Source organism: Hyphomonas johnsonii MHS-2, from assembly GCF_000685275.1.
GTDB classification, from domain to species: Bacteria; Pseudomonadota; Alphaproteobacteria; order Caulobacterales; family Hyphomonadaceae; genus Hyphomonas; species Hyphomonas johnsonii.
The window spans coordinates 1-18,484 of sequence record NZ_ARYK01000012.1; the positions used below are offsets into that span (position 1 = coordinate 1).

Genomic DNA, 18,484 nt, shown 5'->3' on the forward strand with positions numbered 1-18,484 from the left:
CGCCGCCACCGTTCCCGGCCACGATCGCACCCGCGAGTGCCTTCGAAACGCGTGAGTACACTGCGACCGTCGGCCTGCCGATTGTCGGGGCATCGTCAGCCTATTCGATTGGCGCGACGGGAGATGGCATTACGGTCGCCGTCATTGATACCGGCGTCCTGACGGACCATCCGGACCTTGTCGGTGCCGCCATCACGTCGTTTGACGTCTGCGCGGCGACGTCCTGTCCTGGCTATGATTCCAATGGCGATCCGACGAACATGATCCGTCAGGCCGGTGACATCGACACGGGTGGGCATGGCACGCTTGTGACCGGTGTCATCGCGGCCACCCGCCAAGACGACTATCGCACGACCAGCGATGACACTATCGCGAACGGCATCCAGGGCATCGCCTATGAATCGTCGATCATCGCCATCCGTGCCGATTCACCCGGCAGCTGCGCCCGCACGGGAGAGGACGAGGAGTGTTCCTTCGCCGATAGCAACACGGTCCGGGCCATCGATTATGCGATCGCGCAGGGCGCCGATATCATCAACCTGTCGCTGGGTGGCGAGATCGACAGTGATCCGACCTTGGAGAATGCGGTCCGCCGCGCCGTCAATGCGGGGATTCTCGTTGTCATCTCCGCGGGCAACGAAGCTGAACCGGCAGGAACCGACGACATGGGCCAGCCGGTCGACGCCAAGGGGCAGACACCGTCGGAGCCAGCCTATGTTGCCGGCCAGGCGACATCGCTTGGCCGCGTCGTCGCCGTCGGCTCGATTGATACCAGTCGCGTCCTGTCGGATTTCTCGAACCGTGCCGGCACAGCCTCGCAGAATTTCTACCTGCTTGCGCCGGGGCAGGGCATTGTCACGACAGGCCTCGACGACGACGTCACTACTCCGGGCGAGCCGACCAATGATCCCGATTCGGAAGGTGACTATTGGCGGGTGTCCGGCACGTCCTTCTCGGCGCCCTATGTCGCCGGCGCGCTGGCCCTGTTGCTCGATGCCTTTCCGAACCTGAAGCAGAACCCTGAACTTGCCTTGCAGATCCTGCTGGATACGGCTGACGATTATGTCGACATGACGCCGGATGCGGTGACCGGGGACGTTGCGGGAGTCGGCACCGATTCCGTTTCCGGCGTCGGCATCATGAACCTTAGCGAGGCGTTCCGGCCGCAAGGCCAGCAAACGCTGAGCCTGTCGACGGAGAAGGTCAGCCTTGGCGAGGCGCTCGCGCCCTCCGGCGGGGCCTTCGGTGACTGGGCCGAACATTCCGGCGCGTTCAACGGACTCGTCTTCACCGACAAGTATGCGCGCGGCTTCCGGCTTGATGCCGATGCAGCCGCTGCCAACCTGCCGGACGGCATCGTCCGCTCGCGCGTGACCAACCTTGACCGGCGCGCCGACTTTGCCGCCAGCCAGGCCCGCGCCGTTGCGGTGGGCGATCTGTCCTTCTCGTGGCACACGCCGCGCCTGCAGGAAGACATCACGGCGCCCTACCAGGAAGAAGCGGAGTCGACGTTCCAGGCGCGCTACCAGTTCGCCGGGGGCGAGGTCGAGTTCGGCCGGGGCGGGGGGATTACCCGGCTCGCGCCGGACGTGACCCTGTTCACCGAACCCGGCATCGGCAACGCCTTCTCCACCAGCGGCAACTGGGCCCGGGTCAGCCATGATATCCAGTTCGGCCTGACCATGGACCTGTTCACCGCCACCGAGGACGCCCGCTCGCTGACCGGCGTCAGTATCGGCCGCGATGCACGCTTCTGGTCCTTCCGCGCCGGAATCGCGTCCGCCGCCGATGGCGAGACGGCGCTCGGTGGCAGCCTGCAGGAGCGCTTCGGTGAAACCGACAAGGCGGGCATGACGGCCTACTCGCTGGAAGGGGCCTGGAATCCGGTGGGCCGCCTGACACTGTCGTCTGGCGTGGAAATGGCCAGTGTGGACCTGCCGGGCGTCGATACGCAGGGTATCTGGACCAGTCGCTGGTCTGTGGGCGCGGCCCATCCAGCGGGCCCTGGCGAGCTCAGCCTTGTCATTGCCCAGCCGCGCCGCGCCGAGACCGGCACGATCCGATTCCTTGCGCCGACTGCGATCGATGCGACGGGGCAGGTGCTGCAGGACCAGATATCGGCCGGCCTGACGCCCAGCGGACGGCAGATCGACTATGAAACCCGCTACCGCTTCAACCTGCCGGGCGACTGGACGGGTGAAACCTCGGCGGCGCTGTCGACTTCGCCCAACCATATCAGTGGCGCCGACGATGAAGGCGTCGTCTGGTTCAGCGTCGGAACGAAATGGTGAGGCGTGCCGCGCTGGCCCTTGCACTGGCGGGCGTGCCCGGCGGGTGCGCAGTCTGGAACCAGTTGCCGTTTACCACCGCCAAGGCCGACTGCCCTGCCATCACGCGGGCTTCGGCCTGGATCAATGGCATGCCCAGGGTCGGCACGACGGTGCACAAGCTGATCGTTGCCGTCAAACTGGACGATGACCGACCGTGGCTGCTGACCCCCGTGGAGTCAGGCACCGGCGAGACGCTGGTGCTGGACCTGTCGCCCGGTGGACCGGCGTTCGCAGGCAATGCCGGCTATCGTGAACCGGTGCGCCAGCCGCGCCGCGAAGCGATCAGCATTACCTGCGGTGGCCGCGAGCGCGCCCGCATTGACGAGATCACCATCGCGATGTGACGGCTGGCGCCCGATCACCCTAGTTGATGAGGCGCTTCAGCTCGTCCACGAGATCGGTCTTTTCCCAGGTGAACGTTCCGTTGGCGCCCGGCTGGCGCCCGAAATGGCCATAGGCAGCCGTGGTGGCATAGATCGGGTTGTTCAGCTTGAGGTGCGTGCGGATGCCTTTCGGCGACAGGTCGAACAGCTCGCGCAGCGCCTTCGCGATGCGGGCCTCGTCCGCAAGGCCGGTGCCGTGCGTATCGACATAGACCGACAGGGGCTGCGACACGCCGATGGCATAGGACACCTGGATCGTGCAGCGCTTGGCGAGGCCGGAGGCGACAACGTTCTTGGCAAGGTAGCGCGTGGCGTAGGCGGCGGACCGGTCAACCTTTGACGGGTCCTTGCCGGAGAACGCGCCGCCACCGTGCGGCGCTGCGCCGCCATAGGTGTCGACGATGATCTTGCGGCCGGTGAGACCGGCGTCGCCGTCGGGGCCACCGATGACGAACCTGCCGGTCGGATTGACGTAGAACTTGTCTTCCGGCGGGAACCAGCCCTCTGGCAGCACGCCTTTCACGATCGGACGCACCAGTTCGCGCAACTGTTCCAGCGTGGCGCTTTCCTTGTGCTGGGTCGACACGACGACGGCATTCACACCGACGGGCTTTTCATCGACATAACGAAGCGTCACCTGGCTCTTGGCGTCGGGCTCGAATTCCGGGCGTTCGCCTGAGTGGCGCAGCGCCGCCATCTTCTGGAGAATCTGGTGGGAATAGACGAGCGTTGCCGGCATCAGTTCCGGTGTCTCGTCAGCGGCGTAACCGAACATGATGCCCTGGTCGCCGGCGCCTTCTTCAGCGAACAGGCCCTGGCCTTCCTCGACGCCCTGGGCAATCTCGATTGATTGTCCGTGAACATAGCAGTTAACGGCCATCTTTTCCCAGTGGAAGCCATCCTGCTCGTAGCCGATCTTCTTGACGACGTCCCGCGCGGTCTGGATCATCTCGTCGTCAGTGACGACAGTGCCATTGGTTGTGCGCACTTCGCCGGCAAGAACGACGCGGTTCGTGGTCGTCATCGTTTCGACGGCGACCTTGGCAGATGGGTCCCGGCTGAGGAACAGGTCGACGATGGCGTCGGAAATCTGGTCAGCCACCTTGTCCGGGTGACCCTCTGCGACGCTCTCGCTGGTAAATTCAAAGTCGTTCATTTTCATGGGATCGGTTCCTCGGAGACAATATGGTCGGGACTATCTGGCAAAGACGACAGTCTTGCCAGCGTTGATGAAAACTCTGCGTTCGGAATGGGCCTTCACCGCGCGAAGCAGGGCGGCCCCCTCCAGGTGGCGACCAAGTTCGATCATGTCGGTTGGGCTGAACGTATGGTCGATACCTTCGGTGACCTGGGTAATGATCGGGCCCTCGTCGAGGTCCGGCGTCACGTAGTGCGCGGAGGCGCCAATCACCTTCACGCCGCGGGCATGGGCCTGGTGATAGGGCCGGGCGCCCTTGAAGCTCGGCAGGAAGGAATGGTGAATGTTGATGCAGCGCCCGGCGAGGCGTGTGCAGGCCTCATTGCTGAGAACCTGCATGTAGCGTGCGAGCACGACGAGATCGGCGCGTGTTTCCGCGATTAGGTCGAACAGGCGCGTTTCCGCTTCGGCTTTCGTGTCGGCAGTCACCGGCACGTGGAAGAAGGGCAGGCCCCAATGGGCAAACCCGGCTTCCAGCGTGCGGTGGTTGGAAACGATACCCACGATATCGATCGGCAGTTCGCCGCGCCGTGCAGCGTAGTGAAGCGTGTTGGCGCAATGATCGGACTTGGACACCATCAGCAGGGTCCTGACGGGCTGTCCGACAGCATGCACGCCCCATTCCGCTGACAGGTCCGCGGCGACACCGGCAAGATCGGCCATCAGGCCGTCGGGCAGTTCGTCGCTGTCCGACTGGAATACCAGTCGCGCGAAGAACTGTTCCGTAGCCGGATCGCCGAACGTGCGGGATGAGGCGATGAAGCAGCCGTGCCGCTCCATCAGCCGCGCAAGGATCGCGACCAGCCCCACCCTGTCCGGGCAGGCGAGGGTAAGGATGTGCGCGCGACTCAAGGCTCGTCCTGCGATCAGTAGCGGTAGTGTTCGGGTTTGAACGGGCCTTCCGGGGTCACGCCGATATAGTCAGCCTGTTCACCGGACAGTTCGGTCAGCTTCACGCCGAGCTTGTCGAGGTGGAGCATGGCAACTTTCTCGTCGAGGTGCTTGGGCAGCGTGTAGACCTTGTTCTCGTACTCGCTGGCGCGCATGTGCAGCTCCATCTGGGCGAGGGTCTGGTTGGTGAACGAGGCCGACATCACGAAGGACGGGTGGCCTGTCGCGTTGCCGAGGTTGACGAGGCGGCCTTCGGACAGGAGCAGGATGCGCTTGCCATCCGGGAAGGTGATCATGTCGACTTGCGGCTTGATGTTCGTCCACTCGAAATTGCGCAGGCCTTCGACCTGGATCTCGTTGTCGAAGTGACCAATGTTGCAGACGATGGCCATGTCCTTCATCGCACGCATGTGGTCGACGGTCAGGATGTCCTTGTTGCCGGTCGCGGTGACGAAGATGTCGAACTTGGATGCGGCTTCGTCCATCGTCAGCACGTCATAGCCGTCCATGGCGGCCTGAAGGGCGCAGATCGGGTCGACTTCCGAGACGGACACGCGCGCACCGGCACCGGCGAGCGACGCAGCCGATCCCTTGCCGACATCGCCATAGCCGGCGACGAAAGCCTTCTTGCCGGCCATCATCACGTCGGTGCCGCGGCGGATCGCATCAACCAGCGATTCCTTGCAGCCATACTTGTTGTCGAACTTGGACTTGGTGACCGAGTCGTTGACGTTGATCGCCGGGAAGGGCAGCTCGCCCTTCTTCTCAAGCTGGTAGAGGCGGTTGACGCCGGTCGTTGTCTCTTCGGAGACGCCCCTGATGCCGGCCTTGGTCTTCGCGAACCAGCCGGGTGAGGCCTTCATGCGCTTCTTGATCTGGGCGAAGAGAAACTTCTCTTCTTCTGACGTCGGTTTTTCGAGGAAGGCCGGATCGTTTTCCGCCTTCTCGCCGAGGATCAGGTACATCGTGGCGTCGCCGCCATCATCGAGGATCAGGTTGGGGCCCTTGCCGTCCGGCCATTGGAACATGCGGTCGGTATAGTCCCAGTATTCCTCAAGCGTTTCGCCCTTGTAGGCGAAGACCGGCGTGCCGTTGGCGGCAATCGCGGCGGCGGCGTGGTCCTGTGTCGAATAGATGTTGCACGAAACCCAGCGCACAGTTGCGCCGAGGGCCTCAAGCGTCTGGATCAGGACAGCCGTCTGGATGGTCATGTGCAGCGAGCCGCAGATGCGCGCGCCTTTCAGCGGCTGGCTCGGGCCGAACTCGGCCCGGGCTGCCATGAGGCCGGGCATCTCTGTTTCGGCGATGGCGATTTCCTTGTTGCCGTAGTCGGCAAGCTTGATGTCCGCGACGTGGTAGTCATGAGCCATATCAATGATCCTTTATACGTTTATGTGCGCGTTAGCATGACGGGCACATGAAGGCAACGCCAACTCATGGCGCGCCTGCAAAAACGACAAAGGGTAGCGAGCTATCCGTTGAAGCCGAGCACTGCGCTGATCACGCGGTCCTGGTCGGCTTCGGACAGGTAGGGGTGCATTGGCAGGGCCAGCACATGCTGGCTTGCCGTTTCGGTCACGTTCAGGTGGCCCTTGGGCGGGGCATACTTGAGCGCGAAGTCCTGCTGGTGGATCGGCACCGGGTAGTAGACCATGGTCGGGATGCCCTGGTCCGCGAGGTGCGCCTGCAGGCCGTCGCGGTTGTCATGCTCGATCACGTACTGGGCCCATACTGACCGCCCGCCTTCGATCACCCCTGGCACGCCCTTGACGCCCCCACGCAGCCCCGCTGCATACCGGTCGGCAACCACCTGCCGGCGGTCTATCTCGTCTGCGAAGATCTTCAGCTTTTCGAGCAGGATCGCTGCCTGGATCGTGTCGAGCCGCGAGTTCATGCCAACCCGGAGGCTGAGATATTTCGGGTCATGATGGAAGTTGCGCGTGGCAGCGTCAGTGGGCGTGACTTTGCCGTAAACCCGAAGTGATTCAATGCGCTCGGCGAGCGCGGCATCGTTGGTGATGATCGCGCCACCGTCGCCGTAACAGCCCAGCGGCTTGGCCGGGAAGAAGCTGGTTGTGGCGATGTCCGCCCAGTCAGACGGGTGCTGGCCATTCAGGGTGCAGCCATAGCCCTGCGCCGTATCAGCGATCAGCTTCAGGCCGAATTCATCACAAATTGCTTTTATTTCAGGGTAGTTCGCTGGTTGTCCAAACAGGTCCACAGCAATCACCACTTTGGGCGTCAGCTTTCCGGCGGCCTTCACGGTCTCGATCTCTGCCCGAAGGGAGGCCGGGTCCATGTTGTAGGTCGCCGCGTCGATATCGACGAAGACAGGCGTCGCGCCCAGCCATGGCACGACCTGTGCCGTGGCGACGAAGGTGAAGCTCGGGCAGAACACGGCGTCGCCGGGCGTCAGTTCCCACGCCATCAGGGCGAGGGCCAGCGCATCGGTGCCGTTGGCACAGCTGACGGAGTGGCTGGCACCGCACCAGGCTGCGAGCTGCTTTTCGAGCTCGCCGACTTCGGGGCCGAGAACATAACGACCGCCCTCGACAACGCTGGCAATTGCCGCGTCGATTTCGCTCTTGATACGAAGCCTTTGGGCCTGAAGGTCGATGAATGGCAGGGACATGGTGGGCTCCGCGAACAATGTGTCGAATGGCGCAGCACATACGAACACGGCAGACAGCCGGCAAGTAACGCCTGATTACATGGTATTTCGCCCGGGTGTCAGGCGAGAATGCCAAGAGCTTCCGAATAGGTGCGCGACCTCAGGGAGGCGCTGACGTCCCGTCGGGCGGTAGTGGCCAGTACGTGGCGTTTCCTGGGGGAATCATACAGTTCACGCAGGGCGAGCGACCCGGCATCGATGTTGACGTCTGCCCAGCGCGCATCGGGCATGGACTTGTAGATGCCGGACGGGTCATCCACCAGCTTCAGTACATAAGGCAGCAGCGTTGAATTCTGGGCCGTCATGAATTCGAGGTTTCCGGACCATCCGGTCGCCATCGTGGCGCGCCCGGCAGCCATGGCCTCGGCGAGATGCATGCCAAATCCCTCTGCCCGGTGCGAGGAGACGACGATGTCGCTGTTCCACAGCAAGTGAGTCTGTTCTTCCTCGGAAAAGCTGCGGTCGATCACGTCGATCCGGGGATCCTTGTTGGCGTATGCCATGACTGCCGATTCGTAATATTTGTAGAGAGACAGGTTGCGGCATTTGACGGTCAGATGGACCGGCTCGTTGTTCGGAAAGGCTTTCGAGAACATCTGCATCGTGGCGAGCAGGTTCTTCCGGTGAAAGGACGAACGGCCATCAGCAATCGTCAGAACGCGAAGTGTCGTGTCTCCGCGGCTGGCGGGGGTCGGCCAGGCGTTGGCATGGGCGTGAACGGGCAGGTAATGAGGCACGGTGCGGACGGGCAGGGCAAACTGGCTTTCGAAAGTCTGCTGCACAAACCGGCTGGGGGCCCAGATCTCTGACAGGTAGCAGGTCTGGCGGGCCCAATCAGCCGGCGTGGTTGCCAATTCCCAGGCCCAGGCGCCAATGATGCGCCACTTGTGCCAGCGGCGCAGGCCAAGCCCCATCAGGGCGCGCTCGGTTTCAGGCGCGTTTGCGTAGAGAACAAGCGTGCCATTGTTGTTGACGGGCATTTCCTGCAGCGGCACCGGACTGGCCACATCAACCTGATTGAACAGGCCACTCAGATCGACTGCAATCGGATCGAGGCCTTCAGCGCACAGGGCGCGATAACAGCTCAGGGCGGCGCGGCCGATGCCGTTGGCGGTCCGGAACATGCCGGCAACCACGATCTGGCCTTGTGGGCTGGTCAGAACATCCGCCGTGAGCGGCCGGGGCAGGATAAGCCGCCTTACCGCCGACTTTCCACTTCTGATGGACGTTCCGATGGGCAAATCTGATACCGTACTTTCGAATGGTTCTGTCCCGTTCCCCGCTCATGGTATGCCCGCCCGACCGGGGCAGCGCAAGCATTTCATGGCGCTTCAAATGCTTTCGATCCCGCCGCTCTGCCGTAGGACCAGCATGACATCTGGCCAGTGCGGCGATCCTGTGCAATGCGCGGTGGCAACTGAAATACGGAAGGAATCAGTCTGATGTCTTTGAAAGTAGAATCCCTTGCGATTCCCGATGTCAAACTTGTCACCCCCGCGCGGTTTGGTGACGATCGCGGGTTCTTCAGCGAGACCTACAATGCGGCACAGTTCAAGGCAGCCGGGATTACGGCAGACTTCGTGCAGGACAATCACTCATTGTCAGCCCCGACTGGCACGGTGAGAGGCCTGCACTTCCAGGCGCCCCCGTTTGCGCAGTCGAAACTGGTGCGTGTGTTGCGCGGAGCGATCCTGGATGTGGCTGTCGATGTGCGCAGCGGCTCGCCGACCTATGGCAAGTGGGTGAGTGCCGAATTGAGCGCGACGAACGGCGTGCAGATCTTCGTGCCGCGCGGGTTCCTGCACGGCTTTGTGACCCGCGAGCCGGACACCGAGATCGCCTACAAGGTGGACAATTACTATTCGAAGGAATGTGACGGTGCCGTCGTGTGGAACGATCCGACGCTCGCGATCGACTGGGGGCTGCCAACGAGTGCGGCAACACTATCGGACAAGGATGCGCAGGCGCAGCCGTTTGCCGCGTTCAAAACGCCGTTCTGATCGCAGGCCTTGCGGGATTGAACGACGCCTGTTGAGCGGGCCTGGCCAATACCGGCCGGGAATGTGACGGCACGAATCCGACCGGACCAAGAGCGGGTGTAAATTGCGGGTGCCTGAATAGCCCGGAGTTTCGCCATGGATTCATCTGCCCGCCTGCAGCTGCCCTACCTGTTGCCAAACCAGGCGCAGAAACACGTGACGCTCAACGATGCCCTGCGCCGACTGGACGCGCTGGTCCAGATGCGGGTGATCGCGTCAGATGTGGTGGCACAGCCGGTGGCCCCACTGGAGGGGGACGCCTACCTGGTACCAGCCTCGGCGACCGGTGCGGCGTGGAGCGAGAAGGCGGAAGGCGTGTTGGCGGTGTTTCAGGACGGGGCCTGGACGTTCATCACGCCCGGGACCGGCTGGATGGTGTTTGATGCAGCACGGGGCCAGCTGATGCTGCATGACGGCACTGGCTGGGGTGACCTGACGGACCGGACCGTTGCGCGAATTGGCATCAACACGGTGGCCGATGATTCAAACCGCCTGGCCGTCAAGACCGATGTCGAGTTGCTGAGCCATGATGACGTGACGCCCGGCAGCGGCGATGCACGCAAGGTGATCAACAAGGCGGACGCGGGCAATACGGCGTCTGTGCTGTTCCAGACCGGATTCTCCGGGCGCGCCGAATTTGGCCTGGCCGGGGACGATGATTTTCACATCAAGGTCAGCGCCGACGGTGGCACTTGGAAGGAAGCGGTGCAGATCGGGCGGGCGGATGGCGTGATGCGCTTTCCGCAAGGCATCGCGCATGTCGAATCGGGCCTGCTTGTCGCACAATATGTTCCCTCTCCGGTGCGGCAGATATGGCGCCTCGACACGTCGCGGCCGGCAACGCCGCGCACATATACGCTCGGCGGGGTCAGCGGCACGACACTGACCCTCAGCGCAGCAGAGGCGGACGCGGTCTTTTCTGATGGCATGCGGGGCAATGTGGCAGTGCGGATATGGAACACGAGCAAGTCGCCCGCAGAAGCCGCATGGGTGGACTGGAACATCTCCACGACAGACCTGCGCGTGACCGACGCCGCGCATGTGGCGGGTTGGGCCAATGGTGACGTGATACGCCTGGGCGACCCTGACCCCACTGGCGAGAACGAATTGGAAATGGTCGCGCTGGACATCAGCGGCTATCTTGCCAGCCAGCTTGGCGCCGTCTTTCCGCAAAGGGGCGTAATGCTGGGCCTGTACGTGTCATCCAGCGATGGTTCTGCCGAGTTGGCGGCTTCGGCGAACGGGGCGATGGGGACGGCATTTGGTGCCAATGCACTGAGCGACGGGACACGCAACGCGATGGCAACGCCCGTGCTCACCACGGAATTGTCACCCATCTCCAACAGCCACCTCGTCTTCCTGCGCGAGAAACTGTATGGCGGTGCCACGGACCTGGTGACGACATTCGCCCGGGTTCTGGGCGTGTTTGCATGACCCTGGGTCTTGCTACCGGGTCTCGAAGCCGAGGCTTTCGACATAGGCGATGTCTTCGCGAGCCAGTTGGCTTGTATCCTTCTGCCTGAAAACGCCCGTTGACCGAGGTGTGCTGATCCCGTTCGCAAATGCCTCGAGCCTGGTGTCGGGCATGGATATATCGCAGAAGTCGAGCAGCCGGCGGCACTCGAATTGGGGGTCGCGGCACAGCGCGTCAAAGCTGACGAGCAGGACACGGCCTGGATGCGCGTCTGCAATGCCCTGGATGCGGCGATGGACGACACACCAATATTGCAGCGATCGTCGGGGTGTCACTTCGCCGTCCGAACCCAGAAAGACGGAGCCCCACAAGGCCGGTTGATTCTGGTTCCGGTTAAAAGCCATATCCAATCCATTCCGCATGATGTGGATGTAGCGAAGCGACGAATTGAATGTCAGCAGCTTGTCGATAATGACGTGGGTGTTGGGTTCCTTCCAGCCCCATTGATGCGCGCCAACTGGTCCGTCCGTACCTGCAGTTCCAGACAGGAAACGGTCCGCTCTCTTCAGTAACCATTCGGCCGGATGCTGGGACCTGCCGATGGAAGCCAGTTCTTTGATGCGGCGAATGTCCGCTTCATCCGAGGGGACTTCCCCGGTCATTCGTCGGGAGAACAGATCGAACAGGTGTTCGAGGTCTTCCTGCGGTTCGTCAAGAACGCTGAGGCGTTTGAAAAGAAGCGTGAACCAGAGATTGTCGTTCGGGTCATTCAGGTCTGACCCCAGATAGATTCCCGCATCAATCAGCAATTGCGCGATGACGCGTGTCCCGCTGCCGCCAACCGCGCCGATCGCTATGGGCACTGGTGAGTCGGGCTCCATGCCTTCTGCCACAGAAGTCCTCCAGGGAAAGGGTTATCGACGTGTAGCGATGAATGTTCCGCGCTTGCGGTTCTCATAGGTCCTGCATTCGGAAAAATCATCGACATCCGTATGCCAGTCCAATTCGATGCAATCATATCCGACTGAATTCAGCATCAATGCCAGCGCACTTCGCGAAATTCTTCCAACCGGTACCATTTTGCGGCTCGCATCCAGATGGTCTATTGCATTGCGCGGGTCCGAAACAGCTTCCAGTTCGATGCTGATGATATTGCCTTTTGAAAGGTCCACCGCCGTATCAAAAATGAATGTGTGCGCGCCAAACTGCGCCATGCGTTCGATGATTTCGAGGTGCTTCAGCGTGTGATAGAAAAATCCAAGGTTCAGGATGACGTCAAACTTCCTGTTCGTCTCAGTCGTGAGGAAATCCACAACATCGCCTTGGGAAAATCGGTAAGCATCCTTGCTTATTCCATAGGATTCGAAGTTCTCATTGGCGCTGTCTACCAGTTCCTGGCGGCCTTCAACGCCTTCAACATATGCCGCGCCAGCCTTCAAAGCAGCGAACGACCACCGGCCGTCATGGCATGCAAGGTCCAGGACACGGGCGCCTTCGAGAGCAGCTTTGTTCTGAACAATGATTTTCCGCCAGCGCTGGTGCAGGCGGTTTGGCAGGCGCCGCGTCAAGGACGTTTCATAGAATCGCGGATAGCTATCGAAAAACAATTCGGTCATGACAGATCCTGTGAGCCTGATGGTTTGCGGGAGCGCGCCAGTCTGAGCCGCGCGAACAGGCGGGCGAGCTGACGGTTGCGTACCGGTGATGCAGCCATAGCCGGCTCCAGGGACGTTTTCTCGATGCGATACTCCTGCGCACCATGCGTGATGAACCATGCATGGAAGCCCCGCTGTCCGGAAGCCGTCGATAGTGGAAACATTTCCATCAGGTCGGGCCGGGCAGCATGGATCGCATACATCAACCGGGTGATCGTCAGGCCGGGCACAGAGTCCACGCGGTCGGTCGGCGTGCTCCACCAGACATGATTCGGTTCCCTGAAGGGGTCTGACGGGTCAACGGGCGGCCCGCGGCGCATGACGTCCACGATGTGTTTGCCATTGGCGAATTGCCCGAAGGCGTAGGGTAGGGTGGACCAATGGGCATGGCCGTGATCTTCGAGAGCAGCTGTATAGTTGCGTACGAGTTCAGCTGCGTCGCCGATATTGGTCATGTCGAAGCGGGACTGATGCTTGGAAAACACATCTGGTGAACCGGGCGAAACGCCGCTGAAATGGAAGAATACGAGTGGCGAGCCTGCGGCCATCCAGATACCATCCTCCTTGCGGACGGGGCGGTTGGCGAGGTTCCAGTAAGCGACATTGTACCCCGGATCTTTGATGACCGTGAGCGCGTCGATGAAGCTCGGAGCGAAATCCATGAAGCGCTGGTCGACAAACAGGCCGTTTGCAAGATCGACATAACAATGGTGTTTCATTGTTTCGGCCCACCATTCGAGAAAGGCGAGACTCTCTGCGGTACGAGCGAAGGCTCCAAAGCCCAGATTGAACGTGCCGCTCGCAAGGATGTCCAGATCGGAAGGCTTCGCTGAATCGCGGAGTGGGGACAAGATGTGCGGAGTGAGCACGCAAGATGCACCGTTTTCCAGCGCTGCATGAACCTGGTCGAATGGCTGGAAAAGTTGTATGTCGGGGTCGATATATATGGCTGCATCATAGTCCAGTTTTCTCAGTAGATGCTGAAAGCACGACGCCTTGATAGCGGTATTGAACTCCATGATGGAATAGCGGAACGCCATGTCCTGGAAGTTGGCAAGGCTCAGGTCTGCCGCAGGAATGGCAACCACGCCTGGCAGCTGAGATGGGTCATCTAAAGGCGAATCGGCGAGGAAGATGAAGAAATCCCGGCCGGGTTCGACTGCAAGGAGGCTTTCCCGCAATGTCAGCGCATAGGCGAGGTAATTCCGCGAACAAATCGTGAAGCAGGCTGTTCTCATCCGTGTTTGCTTACACTGCCACGGCGAGGGTTCAAACAGCTTTGCAGGCTGCGGGGTTGAATAGAAAATCCGATAGTGGAATGGAGAGTATCTTGCGTCCATGGCGGGAGCCCGGAATGCAGATTACGCCGTCCAGTCTCGCTGCGGAGCAATGGTTGCCATGAGTGACATGAATCAGGCCCGGCGCATCGACATGATCGCTCGGCGCATTTTATCCGGCACGGCCCGGACGCTTTGGCGCGCGGTCCCGTTGTCGTCAGCGGCCAAAGATCATGTCATGGGGCATGTGTTCAGGCGTGCCCCGATACTCGTTAGCTGGAGCGTGACCTACAGGAACTGGAAGCTGGAAGAGGACCGTTTGCGTCATTACCTAGCGAACCTGAAAGCCGTTCCGGCCAATTCTGTGGGAGGATCGGCGTATCGAGAGTTGTCTGCACTAGGTCGCCCGGCGAAGCTAGCGGCGCGTGCGATCGCATTCTACCTGCCGCAATTCCATCCAATTGAAGAAAATGACCGCTGGTGGGGAAAGGGTTTCACCGAGTGGACAAACGTGCGACGGGCCCGGCCGCAATTCGAAGGCCATAATCAGCCCCGCAGGCCATCTGAACTCGGCTATTATGACTTGCTGAAGAACCCTGCCATACGGCGACGCCAGGCACGCCTTGCTGATCAGTATGGCCTTGGCGGGTTCTGCTTCTATTTTTATTGGTTCGCCGGCAAGCGTTTGCTCGAGGCGCCAGTTGAAGCTTACGCAACCGATGATGAGATCACGTTCCCGTTCTGCCTTTGCTGGGCCAATGAAAACTGGAGCCGGAGATGGGACGGACGTGAGGACGATGTTCTCATGGCGCAGGCGCATTCCGAAGACGATGACCTTGCGTTCATTGCTCACCTAGCGACGTACCTGAAGAACCCGAAATATATCAGGATTGGGAATCGGCCTCTGTTGCTTGTCTATCGACCCGGCTTGCTTCCTGATGCACGGGCCACGGCGGACCGATGGCGTGAGTGGTGCCGGCGTAACGGCATAGGAGAGATCTATCTGGCCTACACACAATCCTTCGAGACAGTCGATCCTTCCGAATATGGATTCGATGCGGCCATCGAATTTCCGCCAAACAATCTGGGCCTCGAGCCTGTGGAAAACTTGGTTGAGCCGGTTTCGGATGCGTTCGCCTGCCATATCTACGACTGGTCGAAGCTGGTGGAGCGCAGTGCGGACTATCCCGAAGTCCCCTACCGCCTGTTCCGGGGTGTGACGCCCCAATGGGACAATACGGCACGCCGGATGAACCAGAGCGCAATTCTCTGGGGCAGTTCGCCGGGTCAATACGAATTGTGGTTGAGGCGCGCGGCGGCCCAGGTGACACAGGACTTCCGCGATGCTCAGGAGCGGCTGGTTTTCATCAACGCCTGGAATGAATGGGCCGAGGGCGCTTACCTCGAACCAGACGCACAAAATGGCTATGCCTGGCTAGATGCTACACGACGGGCGCTGCTGCCGCCGAAGGTCCAGGAGCGGGTCGAGCCCGCACAGCTGGTACCGCTCGAGCCAACTGTCCAGGCTACACGTGCACGCAAGATCATTATCGTCGTGCACGACCTGCACCGGCATGGAGCACAGTACCTAGCGCTCAGTTTCGCGGCAATGCTCAGGCAGCAGTTTGGGTATGAGATAATCACAGTCGCCTGCGGCGAAGGTGAACTTGGGTCCAATTTTTCCGTATACGGTCGGCTGATACAGCTCAATCAAAAAGCCCGGTCGCCGGAACGGGTACGTGCGCTCCTGAACGAACTCCATGACCAGGGATTTGAGAAGGCGATCGTCAACTCAGCGGCTTCGGGCTGGATATCACCCTACCTGGCGGAGGTCGGCATAGCATTTGTCGGGCTGGTGCATGAAATGCCCGTCATCATCGAGACGATGAAACTGCAACCGGCGATAAAGGCGATGGACGCGCATGCGCGGCGCGTCATATTTGCGGCGGACATGGTGAGGGACCAGACCGCCGACAAGATTCTCGGCTCGCCGTGGCAGCGCGCATTGATTGCGCCACAGGGGCTGTATAAGCGCGAAGGTATTGCCAGGCTCGCTGACAAGGAAACTGCGCGGGAAAAACTCTGCAAACAGATGAACCTGCCTGGCACATCGGTCTTCGTCATTGGCGTCGGCTACGGCGACTACCGAAAGGGTGTGGACATTTTCTGCCACTGGGCGGTCGCAGCCGCGCGGGAGAATCCTGACCTGCACTTTGTCTGGATCGGCGACCTCAGCCAGGAGATGCGCTCGGTTTGCGATGACATATTGCGAGACGCGCTCGACATTGCGTCGCATGTCCACTTGCCGGGATTCCGCGCGGACACGTCGCTCTACTACACCGCCGCGAGCGCCTATGCCCTCACGTCGCGGGAGGATCCGTATCCGTCAACAGCGCTTGAGGCGTTTGATGCCGGAACGCCTGTTCTCATGATCGCGGGAACCGGCGGGATTGAGGACCTTTCCTCAAGCGGCGCTGTCACGGCCTTGCCGGATGCGAGTGCCGGAAATTTCGCGGAGGCGTTGCAGATCCTGTTGGCGGCCGAAACAGCCGGAGCGGGGCCGGCGCAGCAGGCGCTTGAAATGGTGCGGGCAAAGTTCGGCTTCCAGAGTTTCGTCGGGGACGTTCTGCGCGAGCTGGGCGAGCCGTGTCCGAAAGTTTCGGTGATCGTGCCCAACTACAATTACGCGCGTCATCTGCCTCACCGCCTATCGACCATCCTGAGCCAGAGCCTGCCGGTGTGGGAGATTATTTTTCTGGACGATGCCTCGTCGGATGACAGCCTGCATGTGGCTCAGCAGATGTTGCAGAACAGTCCTGTTCGCTATCGGATCATATCGAATGATACGAATTCGGGCTCCGTCTTTGCTCAATGGCAAAAAGGGGTCGATCTGGCTGAAGGCGATATCGTATGGATTGCCGAAGCGGATGACTGGGCCGCGCGAGAATTTGTGGAAAGCGCAGCGTCGGCGTTCAGTGACAGCGACGTTGTACTGTCTTATACGCAGTCAAATCAGGTTAACGAGCAGGGCGAGATAATGTGCCCTCACTATCTGGATTATGTGAGTGACGTGGATGCCGAACGCTGGCGCCGGCCGTTCGTGAATGAGGGGCGAGAAGAGCTTGCGGAGGGCCTGTCGGTTAAGAACACGATCCCGAATGTCAGCAGTGTCCTGTTTCGCCGGGATGCCCTGCGACGGGTCCTGACGGCGCAGATGGACGACATCAGCACCTATCGCGTGGCCGGCGACTGGTGCGTCTATATGCACCTCGCGCAGCTGGGCCGTATCGCCTTTGATCCCCGCCCGTTGAACTATCACCGCCGGCACACCGAGAGCGTCACGATATCCCGCTTTGGAAAAGCAGAATGGGACGAGGTCAAACGGATGCAGGATGCCGTGGCAGCGCAGGTGGATTTGACCGATGACATTCGCGCGGTGGCTCAGCACTACCTTCTGACTCTGTCACAGCGTTTGGAGGATGAGCCCACATGAGTTCCGGTGGCGGGGTTTGCAGCGATGGGATGAACATCAGTGCCAGTCACGCAATAAGCGGCTTACCTTTTGTACCCCAACGCTACGGCGTGCTGACTGTGGCCATTATCCAGAAGAATATCATCCATCAAGAGCATCAGGTCGATAATCCAGGTATCGTCGCTTTCGAAATTCGGCAAGGCTCCATTCAGGCCCATATTGTAAATACTCCCGCCGAGATGAATGACTTCAGCGTCAGGAAAAAACCGAGCGATTGCCGGTAGGATATTTTCACTGTCTGCAGCTTCAGATGGGTCGCGCCGGATCATTTTCTCAACGGAAGGGCGTCGTCGTTGTTGTGTTTTTCCATCTACCTTGGGAAGCAGGCGTTCAGGAAGGCATTCCCTCAAGCGGTTGATGTAGGACAGGTTTTCGTCCGTCCATTGCCAGCGTGTCGGGCCGGTAAATTCGAACATCGCAAACAGGCCGCCTGGCTTCAAGACATTCCAACTCCACTCAACCGCAGCCACTGTATCCTGCATATGGTGCAAGGAGGAATTCCAGTAGACTAGATCGTAAGTCTCATGCGGTGTCGATGCGAATGCGTCAGAACAATTGAACCTTGTCCGGTCCGCCAAGCCCTTCGCCGTGTACCGTGCCTCGGCATCTGCAAGCCTGGCGTCTGAGAGATCGAAAAGATCGAAATTTTCAACAATACCACGGCGCAACAGGTCTTGTTCTTTCGTCGCTCGTCCACATCCAACAGACACGGCCTTTTCGAAAGTGCCGATGCCTTCGAGTCTGGCATGGAGGCCGTCAGAAACTCTCGGCAACGGCTTGCCGCAGACTCGCTTGTTGAAGTGTCCACATATCTGCGGGTAAAACCAATAGTTTGCCCTTATCAGGCTAGCCGAGGCCTGCTTGTTCCATTTGTCGGCGATTCTACTTTTGTCTTGCGGTCGCATAGCTGGTTCCTTCGGGCTTGCTCGATTGGTTCATTTCGATCGAGCAGAGGTGTTTCATTGCCCAGTACTGAATGTATTCAGAGGCTACAGGCATCAGACAACCAAACCACAATCAATTTTCGAGAACGGGGCTGCTCCTGTTTGAAATTCAACTACTCATATTCGAGTATATCACTTACAGCACACTGA

The 18,484-nt window shown here is 60.3% G+C and carries 14 protein-coding genes; 5 read left to right on the forward strand and 9 right to left on the reverse strand.

What is annotated here, in order from left to right; all coding sequences use genetic code 11:
• Together HJO_RS16420 and HJO_RS16425 are read left to right on the forward strand one after the other, a co-directional pair.
• Window positions 1–2,291 (forward strand): S8 family peptidase (locus HJO_RS16420; RefSeq protein ID WP_035619198.1); only part of this gene is annotated, 2,291 nt, incomplete at its 5' end.
• Window positions 2,285–2,674, forward strand: coding sequence for a hypothetical protein (locus HJO_RS16425; RefSeq protein ID WP_035619200.1), 390 nt, complete (start codon window positions 2,285–2,287; stop codon window positions 2,672–2,674). The genes HJO_RS16420 and HJO_RS16425, both read left to right, overlap by 7 nt.
• 19 nt (window positions 2,675–2,693) lie before the next feature.
• Here HJO_RS16425 and metK read toward each other — a convergent pair whose 3' ends face one another.
• The 5 genes from metK to HJO_RS16450 all read right to left on the reverse strand — a co-directional run bounded on the left by metK (window position 2,694) and on the right by HJO_RS16450 (window position 8,597).
• On the reverse strand, window positions 2,694–3,875 hold the full coding sequence (gene metK, locus HJO_RS16430) for a methionine adenosyltransferase (RefSeq protein WP_035619201.1): 1,182 nt from the start codon (window positions 3,873–3,875) through the stop codon (window positions 2,694–2,696).
• 33 nt (window positions 3,876–3,908) lie between these two features.
• Window positions 3,909–4,763, reverse strand: coding sequence for a formyltetrahydrofolate deformylase (locus HJO_RS16435; protein WP_051618739.1), 855 nt, complete (start codon window positions 4,761–4,763; stop codon window positions 3,909–3,911).
• Between the two features lie 14 nt (window positions 4,764–4,777).
• Entirely contained in the window at window positions 4,778–6,172 is a 1,395-nt protein-coding gene (gene ahcY, locus HJO_RS16440; RefSeq protein WP_035619207.1) for an adenosylhomocysteinase, read from the reverse strand.
• Between the two features lie 101 nt (window positions 6,173–6,273).
• Window positions 6,274–7,434: a DegT/DnrJ/EryC1/StrS family aminotransferase gene (locus HJO_RS16445; protein WP_035619209.1), complete on the reverse strand. Its 1,161-nt coding sequence runs from the start codon at window positions 7,432–7,434 to the stop codon at window positions 6,274–6,276.
• Window positions 7,435–7,532: 98 nt separating this feature from the next.
• On the reverse strand, window positions 7,533–8,597 hold the full coding sequence (locus HJO_RS16450; protein ID WP_035619211.1) for a glycosyltransferase: 1,065 nt from the start codon (window positions 8,595–8,597) through the stop codon (window positions 7,533–7,535).
• Between the two features lie 324 nt (window positions 8,598–8,921).
• Between HJO_RS16450 and rfbC the strand changes: the two genes are divergently transcribed.
• A complete protein-coding gene (rfbC, locus tag HJO_RS16455) occupies window positions 8,922–9,473 on the forward strand; it encodes a dTDP-4-dehydrorhamnose 3,5-epimerase (RefSeq protein ID WP_035619326.1) in 552 nt (183 codons plus the stop codon).
• Window positions 9,474–9,608: 135 nt separating this feature from the next.
• On the forward strand, window positions 9,609–10,946 hold the full coding sequence (locus HJO_RS17985) for a DUF2793 domain-containing protein (RefSeq protein WP_051618740.1): 1,338 nt from the start codon (window positions 9,609–9,611) through the stop codon (window positions 10,944–10,946).
• Window positions 10,947–10,958: 12 nt separating this feature from the next.
• Here HJO_RS17985 and HJO_RS16465 read toward each other — a convergent pair whose 3' ends face one another.
• The 3 genes from HJO_RS16465 to HJO_RS18565 form a co-directional block, all read right to left on the reverse strand.
• The gene (locus tag HJO_RS16465) at window positions 10,959–11,735 is read right to left on the reverse strand and encodes a sulfotransferase (protein WP_241764781.1); all 777 of its coding nucleotides are present in this window, start codon (window positions 11,733–11,735) and stop codon (window positions 10,959–10,961) included.
• 105 nt (window positions 11,736–11,840) lie between these two features.
• Window positions 11,841–12,542, reverse strand: a complete 702-nt coding sequence (locus tag HJO_RS16470; protein ID WP_035619216.1) for a class I SAM-dependent methyltransferase — start codon at window positions 12,540–12,542, stop codon at window positions 11,841–11,843.
• Window positions 12,539–13,921: a hypothetical protein gene (locus tag HJO_RS18565; protein ID WP_162173855.1), complete on the reverse strand. Its 1,383-nt coding sequence runs from the start codon at window positions 13,919–13,921 to the stop codon at window positions 12,539–12,541. Before HJO_RS18565 ends, HJO_RS16470 begins: the two co-directional genes overlap by 4 nt.
• 67 nt (window positions 13,922–13,988) lie before the next feature.
• Between HJO_RS18565 and HJO_RS16485 the strand changes: the two genes are divergently transcribed.
• Window positions 13,989–17,351: a glycoside hydrolase family 99-like domain-containing protein gene (locus HJO_RS16485; RefSeq protein WP_162173856.1), complete on the forward strand. Its 3,363-nt coding sequence runs from the start codon at window positions 13,989–13,991 to the stop codon at window positions 17,349–17,351.
• Between the two features lie 62 nt (window positions 17,352–17,413).
• Here HJO_RS16485 and HJO_RS16490 read toward each other — a convergent pair whose 3' ends face one another.
• On the reverse strand, window positions 17,414–18,295 hold the full coding sequence (locus HJO_RS16490; protein ID WP_035619220.1) for a class I SAM-dependent methyltransferase: 882 nt from the start codon (window positions 18,293–18,295) through the stop codon (window positions 17,414–17,416).
• Between the last annotated feature and the right edge of the window lie 189 nt (window positions 18,296–18,484).

Bases quoted from the DNA above. Each gene is read 5' to 3' on its own strand.
- metK (WP_035619201.1), bottom strand. From the start codon at position 3,875: ATGAAAATGAACGACTTTGAATTTACCAGCGAGAGCGTCGCAGAGGGT.
- HJO_RS16470 (WP_035619216.1), bottom strand. From the start codon at position 12,542: ATGACCGAATTGTTTTTCGATAGCTATCCGCGATTCTATGAAACGTCC.
- HJO_RS16490 (WP_035619220.1), bottom strand. From the start codon at position 18,295: ATGCGACCGCAAGACAAAAGTAGAATCGCCGACAAATGGAACAAGCAG.
- HJO_RS16450 (WP_035619211.1), bottom strand. From the start codon at position 8,597: ATGTTCCGGACCGCCAACGGCATCGGCCGCGCCGCCCTGAGCTGTTAT.
- HJO_RS16425 (WP_035619200.1), top strand. From the start codon at position 2,285: ATGGTGAGGCGTGCCGCGCTGGCCCTTGCACTGGCGGGCGTGCCCGGC.
- ahcY (WP_035619207.1), bottom strand. From the start codon at position 6,172: ATGGCTCATGACTACCACGTCGCGGACATCAAGCTTGCCGACTACGGC.
- HJO_RS18565 (WP_162173855.1), bottom strand. From the start codon at position 13,921: ATGGACGCAAGATACTCTCCATTCCACTATCGGATTTTCTATTCAACC.
- HJO_RS16485 (WP_162173856.1), top strand. From the start codon at position 13,989: ATGAATCAGGCCCGGCGCATCGACATGATCGCTCGGCGCATTTTATCC.
- HJO_RS17985 (WP_051618740.1), top strand. From the start codon at position 9,609: ATGGATTCATCTGCCCGCCTGCAGCTGCCCTACCTGTTGCCAAACCAG.
- HJO_RS16445 (WP_035619209.1), bottom strand. From the start codon at position 7,434: ATGTCCCTGCCATTCATCGACCTTCAGGCCCAAAGGCTTCGTATCAAG.